Source organism: Streptomyces sp. NPDC031340, from assembly GCF_055569945.1.
Map to the genome: position 1 here is coordinate 24,613 of NZ_JBVIIE010000059.1, position 6,806 is coordinate 31,418.

The window sequence follows — 6,806 nt, forward strand, 5'->3', positions numbered from 1 at the left end:
TTCGGGGTGTCAGTAGTCTGCATCCGTTCAACTGCCAATACCAAGTACGCCGATGACATTCCTGGGAAGCGTGGCCCTCAAATGACTGACAGCCCGGTGGCGTCGCTGTGCCACCTCACCGTCCGTGCCCCGGCCAGGACCATCGACCTGGCCGTCCCCGCCGACGTCCCCGTCGCCGATCTGCTGCCCGCCGTACTGCGCTACTCCGGCGAGGAACTGGAGGAGAACGGCCTGGAGCACGGGGGCTGGGTGCTGCAACGGCTGGGCGGGGCTCCGCTGGACGACGAGGCCACCCTGGAGTCGCTCGACCTGAAGGACGGCGAGGTGCTCCACCTGCGTCCGCACGCCGACGCGCTGCCCGAGGTGCGGCTGGACGACCTCGTCGACGGGATCGCCGAGGTCACCCGCGAACGGCTGCACGGCTGGGGTCCGGAGGCCGGCCGCCGGCTGTTCCGCGCGGCCGTGGCGGTCTGCGTGCTCACCGCGCTGGGGGTGCTGGCCTGGCCCGGCGGGCCGGTCGCCGCCCGTGCGGTGACCGCCGCCGTGGCCGGTCTGCTGCTGCTGGCCGGGGCGGCTTCGGCCAGCCGTGCGGTGGGGGACGCGGCGGCGGGCGCGACCCTCGGCCTGCTGGCGGTGCCCTCCCTGGCACTGGCCGGCTGGCTGCTGCCCGGCGGTGACCTCTCCGGCCCGCACGCGCACCACGTCCTCGGCGCGCGGCTGCTGGCCGCGGGCGCGACGGCCGCCGGCGGGGCGACGCTGGCGGTGGCCGCTACGGCCGTGTACACCCCGCTCTTCATAGCGACGGCCGTGGTGGCGGTCGCCTCCGCCGGCGCGGGGGCCCTGGTGAGCGTCGCCGGCGTACCGGTGGACGGCGCGGGCGCCGCGATGGCCGCGGTGGCCGTGATCGTGGGCGCCTTCGTCCCCACCCTGTCCTTCCGCCTCGCCGGCCTGCGGATGCCCCCGCTGCCCACCAGCGCGCAGCAGTTGCAGGAGGGCATCGACCCCTACGACGGCGGCGACGTCGCCACCCGGACCGAACTCGCCGGCGCCTGGATGACCGCCCTGTACGCGGCGACCGGCGCCGTCTGCGCCGGCTGCCTGGCCGCCCTCGCCCGGCAGTCCGGCCTGCCGGCGGTGCTGACCGGGGTCGTGCTGTCGCTGCTGCTGTTGCTGCACGGCCGCGGCATGGTCAACGTGTGGCAGCGGCTGGCGCTGGTCGTCCCGGGCCTGTGGGGAGGGTTCCTGCTGGTCGTCGCCGCCGCGGCACGGCTCTCCCCGGCCGACCGCCCGGGGCTGGTGGCGGGGCTCCTGGCGCTGGCCGCGGTGCTGGCCGTCGCCTCCTGGACGGTGCCGGGCCGGCGGATGCTGCCGTACTGGGGCCGCGCGGCGGAACTGCTGCAGTCGCTGCTGGCGATCGCCCTGCTGCCGCTGACGCTGTGGGTGCTCGGAGTCTTCGGCGCCCTCCGGGCCCTGGGCGGCTGACCACCGCGCACGCCCGACGGGCGCGTCCGGCTGACCGCCGCGCACGCCCGGCCGGCCGCCGCGGACGCCCCGGCAGGGGCCGCCGCGCACGTCCGGCGGGCCGCGCGCGCTCGTACGTCCGGCCGGCCGCCTGTCGGGCAGCCGCCACCACCCGGTACGTCGCCGAAGGCGGCGTCCGCTCCCTCGCCGAAGACGGCCGAACCGCACAGAGAACGGAAAGGGCACTCCATCCCATGCAGTCCAAGCGCGACCAGGTCCAGGCCCATGCCTTCGCCATCGGCAGGCTCACCTCCGGAATGCTGCTCGCCGATCCGGACGCCCCGGAGAGCCCGCTGGCCCGCACCACGCGGGGCGCGGCCGTCGGTGTCCTCGTCGCCGCGCTCGTCGGCGCCGGCGCGGTGGTGTACGGGCTGATCTCGCCTGGCGGCGACGACTCGTGGCGGGCCTCGGACACCCTGATCGTCAACCGGGACACCGGCGGCCGCTACCTGTACCTCGACGGCCGGCTCAGGCCGGTGCGGAACTACGCCTCCGCCCTGCTGATCGGCGCGGGCGACCTGAAGACCACCGATGTGCGCGCCGCCTCGCTGCGCGGCACGCCCGTCGGAACCCCGGTCGGCATACCGGGGGCCCCGGACTCCGTGCCGGGCGCGAAGGACCTGGACGGCGGCGCCTGGCACGTCTGCTCGGCCCCCCGGTCCGCCGGCTCCGGCTCCGGCTCCGGCTCCGCCACGGTCACCACCCTCGTCGCCGGCGCCCCCGTGCCGAGCCGGCCGATGGCCGACGACCAGGCGCTCCTGGTGAGCGGTCCGGACAAGACGGCCTACCTGGTCTGGCGGGGCAGCCGGCTCCGGCTGGACCGGGCCTCCGGCGCGGCCGTCTCCCTGGGCTACGGCTCCGTCACACCGCGCCCGGTGTCCGCCGCGTTCCTGGACGCCATGGTCCCCGGCCCCGACCTCGCCCCGCCCGCCGTGCCGGGCCGGGGCGACGCCGGGCCGTCGCTGGGCGGCGAACGCGGCACCGTGGGCCGGGTGTACGTGGTGCGGGTGCCCGGCTCGGAGGCCAAGTACTACCTGCTGCGGAAGGACGGCCTGACCCCGCTCACGGCCACCGGGGCGGCGCTGGTCCTCGGGGATCCGGCGACCCGGGAGAAGGCCTACGGCGGCCGCTCTCCGAAGGCCGAGCCGCTGGGCGCGGACGTGCTCCGGGACCACCTCGCCCCCGGCGCCCGGTCGTCCGGGTCCGCCGACTCCGCGGGGCTCCCGGACTCCCCGCCCCGGGTGGCCGACGTGCCGGACGGTCTCACGGCATGCGCCCGGGTGCAGGCGGTGGACGGGGTGGTGCGCGTCAGCACCGTCCTGGCGACCCGGGACGGGCTGGCCCCCGCGGCCCAGTCGGCGCCCGGCGAGTCGGCGGAGGCGTGCCTGCCGGTGGACACCGTCGTGGTCCGGCCGGGCCACGCGGCCCTGGTGCGCACGCTGGGCGCGGGCGGCACGGCGGTGGGCGGCACGACGTACTTGGTGGCCGAGGACGGCGTGAAGTACCGGGTGACCTCCGGTGACGCGCTGAAGGCGCTGGGATACGCGGACGGGGACGCGGTCACGCTGCCCTCTCCGCTGCTGTCCATGCTGCGGTCGGGACCGGACCTGGACCCCCGGGCCGCGGCGGTCGGCGAGCGGACCGGGATCACTCCTCCCGCCTGCGGGAAGACGCGTGATTCCGGCCCCGGAGACCGGTGAGCGGCCGCGGCGTCACGCGCGCCGGGGACGGCACCGGGGTGTACGAACGTGCAGAGTCTGTAGGACCAATAGCTCAGATGTCCCTCAATTGAGAGCGTTCTCACGTCGGTTGGGCCCTACTCTCGTGCAGGTTCCTCCCCCCGGCGGTTCACTGAGCGCGGACGACGTCGTGGTCGACGGTGCGCCCAGGGGTCCGGCAACCACGTGACACCCGTGAGCACAACCCCCCACCCCCCGCACACTAAGGAAAGACCGAGTAATGGATCGGCCTCCCTTCCGTCCGGCAGCCGCCGTCTCCGCGCGGCAGTGCTTAGGTATTTCAACGCTCGACGTGGCACGGCAGATGAAATTGGTCGGCGCTCCCGTCGACACCGACACGGTCGCCGCCTGGGAGCGCGGAACTCACCGCCCCACCGAGGGCGAACTGTTCGCTCTGGCGGATGTGCTGTGGTGCCGGACCACCGAATTGATGGGAATAGCGCAGCCCCGCACCCTGGCGGAGTTGCGGCTCGCCCGGCAATTCACCGTGGCGAGGCTGGCCCGCGACATCGGAATGCAGGTCCACGACTACGCGAGGGCCGAGGAAAAGAACGAGTGGCCGGGGAATTTCCTCCAGACCCTCGCCCTTCTGCACGCGCTGAACATCTCCTTCCGTCAGCTGGAGGAGGTGACGGTGCTGTGCGCCCCGATGGACGACCCGGCCCTGGACCCCGGCCCGGCCCGCTGACCTGCCGTTGACAGGTCGCTGACCGGCCGCTGACCGGTCGTAAGGCCGCCGGGGCGCCGGGCCGCCGGGCCGTTGGGCCGCACGGTGGCCCGGCGGGGCGCTCTGCGGAGTGCTCGGCTCGCGGTGCCGGAGACGGCCGTACACCTCCTGGCGTCATCGAGGTGACGCCAGGAGGTCGGCGTGGCCCGCTCAGCCGGAACGCTGGTCGAGCAGTCGGACGAGCTTGCCGCTGCGCGGGTTGACGGCGAGCTGTTCCAGCGGAACGTGCTCGACCGTCAGCGGGTGGATCATTCCCGCTTCGACGTGCTCACCGAAGGCCGGGCGGAGTTCGCCGAAGCGGGAGACGACCTGGTCGGCGAACCGCTCGGGGTCCTGGATCTCACCGGCGATCCGCAGGACCAGCTCGTCCTTGGAGTCGCGGCGCCGCTGCACCGCCTGCATACCCGAGATCAGCTGCTCGCCCGACACCTCGTCGACCACGGCCCGCAGATCCTCCAGGTAGACGGTCATCGGTCCGACCCTCGCGCCGGTTTCGGAGCGCCCCAGCAGGCGGAAACGCCCGTCCGCGTGGTCCACCCACTCCGCCACGTCTCCCACGGGATAGCGGATGACCGGCATCAGGCGCCTGACCAGATCGGTCGCCAGCACCAGTCCCGGCCGGCCCGGCTCACGGATCGGTTCGCCGGTGTGCTCGTCGACGATCTCCACCAGTTTGTGCGGCCGGTGCACGCGGTGCACCCGCGTGTCCGGCTCGCCCTCGACCGGGGCGGCGAGGACACCGGCGTCCACGGACGCGTACCCCAGCGAGCGGATGTCCGCGTGGGGGAACGCCTTCGTGAGCAGAGGCCGCTGATCCTCGTGGAAGGCCTCACCGCTGAACAGGAAGAGGCGGACGGACGCCAGCGTCTCCCCTCGGGCGACGAAGTGTGCCGCGACGCGGGCGAGGGTCGTGGGCGTGGCCAGCACGACGGTCGCCTGCTGTTCCGCCATCGTCTCCGCCACGACCTCGGGTGAGGGGCTGCCCGCGATCGGCAGGTGGACGGCGGGGACGGAGGCTTCCTGGAGGGCGAGCGTGTTGAACAGGAAGCTCGCGTAGAGCTCGCCGGCGTAGAAGAGGTTGGCGACGCGGTCGCCGGGACGCAGGCCGGCCGCCGTGCATCCGTCCGCCCACAGCCGCGCCATGGCGTGCAGTTCGGCACGGGTGAAGACGGTGAGCTTGGGACGGCTGGTGGTCCCGCCCGTCCGGAACACGACGCCCTCCAGCTGGCGGCTGGTCAGCACCCGGTTGCCGTGGGTGGTGTTGGCCGCCCAGAAGCCTGAGTGGTCGATGACGGGCAGATCCTCCAGGCGCAGGTTCCCGTCCGTCTTCACCTGCGCATAGAGGTCCCGGTAGTAGGGGGAGTTGCGGCGGGCGAACTCGACGAGTTCCCGCAGCTGCGACGCGGTCATGTCGTTCCTTTACTCGGGCGTTGTCAGCGAGGGCATCGGAGCGTCCGGCCGGTCAGCCCGCGCTCCACTTCTGGTTGCTTCCGCCGTTGCAGTCCCACAGCTGCAGCCGGGTGCCGTTGCCGGTGCCGCGGTCCTTCACGTCGACGCACTTGTCCGCCCGCGGGTTGACCAGGTCGTGCGCGGCGTTGAGCCGGAACTGCTGGGCGGGGTTGCCGCTGCACCTGGCCAGTTGGATCACCGCGCCGTTGCCGGTCGCGCCCCAGGCGACGTCCATGCACAGGCCGAGGGCCCGGACCGTGCCGTCCGCCATGAACCGCCAGGTCTGCTGCGAGGCGCCGGTGCAGTCCCAGATCTGCAGCGGTGTGCCGTCGCCCCCGGAGCCCGTGACGTCGATGCAGCGGCCGGAGGCGTAGCTCCGGATGGAGACGCCGGGGGTCGTGGTCGACGAACCGCCGCCGGACGACGTCTTCTTGTCGGTCGTGCCGGACGACGTCTTGTCCGAGGACGTCTTGGTGGTGTCCGTCTTCCCGGACGTGGAGCCGCCGGCCTGGCCGCCCGTCGTGTGACTGGTGGTCTTCCCGGTGCTCGTGTGCTTGGCGCCGTTGCCGCTGTCGCCGCCCTGCGCGCCCTTTCCGCCGGTGGACGTGACCTCGTCGGCCTGGGCGTGCGTGTCCGGGCGCCCGGCGTCGTGCGACCCGGAGTCCTTGCCGGACGTGCCGCGCGTTGCGGGTCCGGCTCCGGTGGTCGGGGACGCCGATCCGATGGCACCGTAACCGTCCTCGCCGGGGCCTCCGAGCACGGTACCGGGGGTCGCTCCGGCCGCCTGGGTGCGGCTGCCGTCGTCATCGCCGCCCACCAGGAACGGTACGGCCAGCAGCAGCGCCCCGACCATGGCGGCTCCGGCCAGCATGCTTTTGTGCGGCCGTCCCGCAGGGGCGGCGGGCGCCGGCTCGGGCATCCCCGCGGGGGCCGCCTCGGCCTCCTCCGGCTCCTCGCCGCCGGCCGCGGCGGCGGTCCCCGCTTCCGCGGTGCCGGCCTCGGGAGCGGCGCCGGCGCCGGCACCGGCAGCTTCCGTCTCCGGCTCCTCCGCGGCCTCGCCCACAGCCCCGCCGGTGGCCTCGGGGAGCAGGGCCTGACCGGACGCGCCGTGTGCCGCGGGCTCGGGACCGGGGAGGGCGACGGTGGCCGGCTCCGACAGTTCCGCCGGCTCCTCCGGGGTGGCCGGAGCGGCCGGGGCCGACGAGGGCGACGCGGCCCCGGCCGGCTCAACGGCCTCGGCGGTCCCGGCCGCGGCGGCGTCCGGTCCCTGTGCCGGGGTGCCGGGCCGGTCAGGGGTTCTCTGCGGTTCCTGGGGCTGCGAAGGGGTCATGTTTCCTTCTCGGGTAGGACAGGGACGGTGTGGAGGGTGC

Annotated in this window: 5 protein-coding genes; 3 read left to right on the plus strand and 2 right to left on the minus strand. The window is 74.4% G+C overall.

Features of this window, described 5'->3' with window-relative positions; translation table 11 throughout:
• The first annotated feature begins 81 nt into the window (after positions 1 to 81).
• The 3 genes from eccD (at position 82) to ACZ5GT_RS33400 (ending at position 3,948) form a co-directional block, all read left to right on the plus strand.
• The gene (eccD, locus tag ACZ5GT_RS33390; protein ID WP_469033887.1) at positions 82 to 1,482 is read left to right on the plus strand and encodes a type VII secretion integral membrane protein EccD; all 1,401 of its coding nucleotides are present in this window, start codon (positions 82 to 84) and stop codon (positions 1,480 to 1,482) included.
• Between the two features lie 233 nt (positions 1,483 to 1,715).
• A complete protein-coding gene (eccB, locus tag ACZ5GT_RS33395; RefSeq protein ID WP_469033889.1) occupies positions 1,716 to 3,221 on the plus strand; it encodes a type VII secretion protein EccB in 1,506 nt (501 codons plus the stop codon).
• Between the two features lie 331 nt (positions 3,222 to 3,552).
• Positions 3,553 to 3,948 (plus strand): XRE family transcriptional regulator, encoded by a 396-nt coding sequence (locus ACZ5GT_RS33400; protein ID WP_469033891.1) that lies wholly within the window; start codon positions 3,553 to 3,555, stop codon positions 3,946 to 3,948.
• A gap of 189 nt (positions 3,949 to 4,137) precedes the next feature.
• Here the strand turns inward: ACZ5GT_RS33400 and ACZ5GT_RS33405 are convergent, their stop codons facing one another.
• Both ACZ5GT_RS33405 and ACZ5GT_RS33410 read right to left on the minus strand, forming a co-directional pair.
• Entirely contained in the window at positions 4,138 to 5,397 is a 1,260-nt protein-coding gene (locus ACZ5GT_RS33405; protein WP_469033894.1) for a phenylacetate--CoA ligase family protein, read from the minus strand.
• Between the two features lie 52 nt (positions 5,398 to 5,449).
• Complete coding sequence (locus ACZ5GT_RS33410; protein ID WP_469033896.1) at positions 5,450 to 6,766, minus strand: ricin-type beta-trefoil lectin domain protein; 1,317 nt, start codon at positions 6,764 to 6,766, stop codon at positions 5,450 to 5,452.
• Positions 6,767 to 6,806: the final 40 nt, after the last annotated feature.

Bases quoted from the DNA above. Each gene is read 5' to 3' on its own strand.
- ACZ5GT_RS33405 (WP_469033894.1), bottom strand. From the start codon at position 5,397: ATGACCGCGTCGCAGCTGCGGGAACTCGTCGAGTTCGCCCGCCGCAAC.
- eccB (WP_469033889.1), top strand. From the start codon at position 1,716: ATGCAGTCCAAGCGCGACCAGGTCCAGGCCCATGCCTTCGCCATCGGC.
- eccD (WP_469033887.1), top strand. From the start codon at position 82: ATGACTGACAGCCCGGTGGCGTCGCTGTGCCACCTCACCGTCCGTGCC.
- ACZ5GT_RS33410 (WP_469033896.1), bottom strand. From the start codon at position 6,766: ATGACCCCTTCGCAGCCCCAGGAACCGCAGAGAACCCCTGACCGGCCC.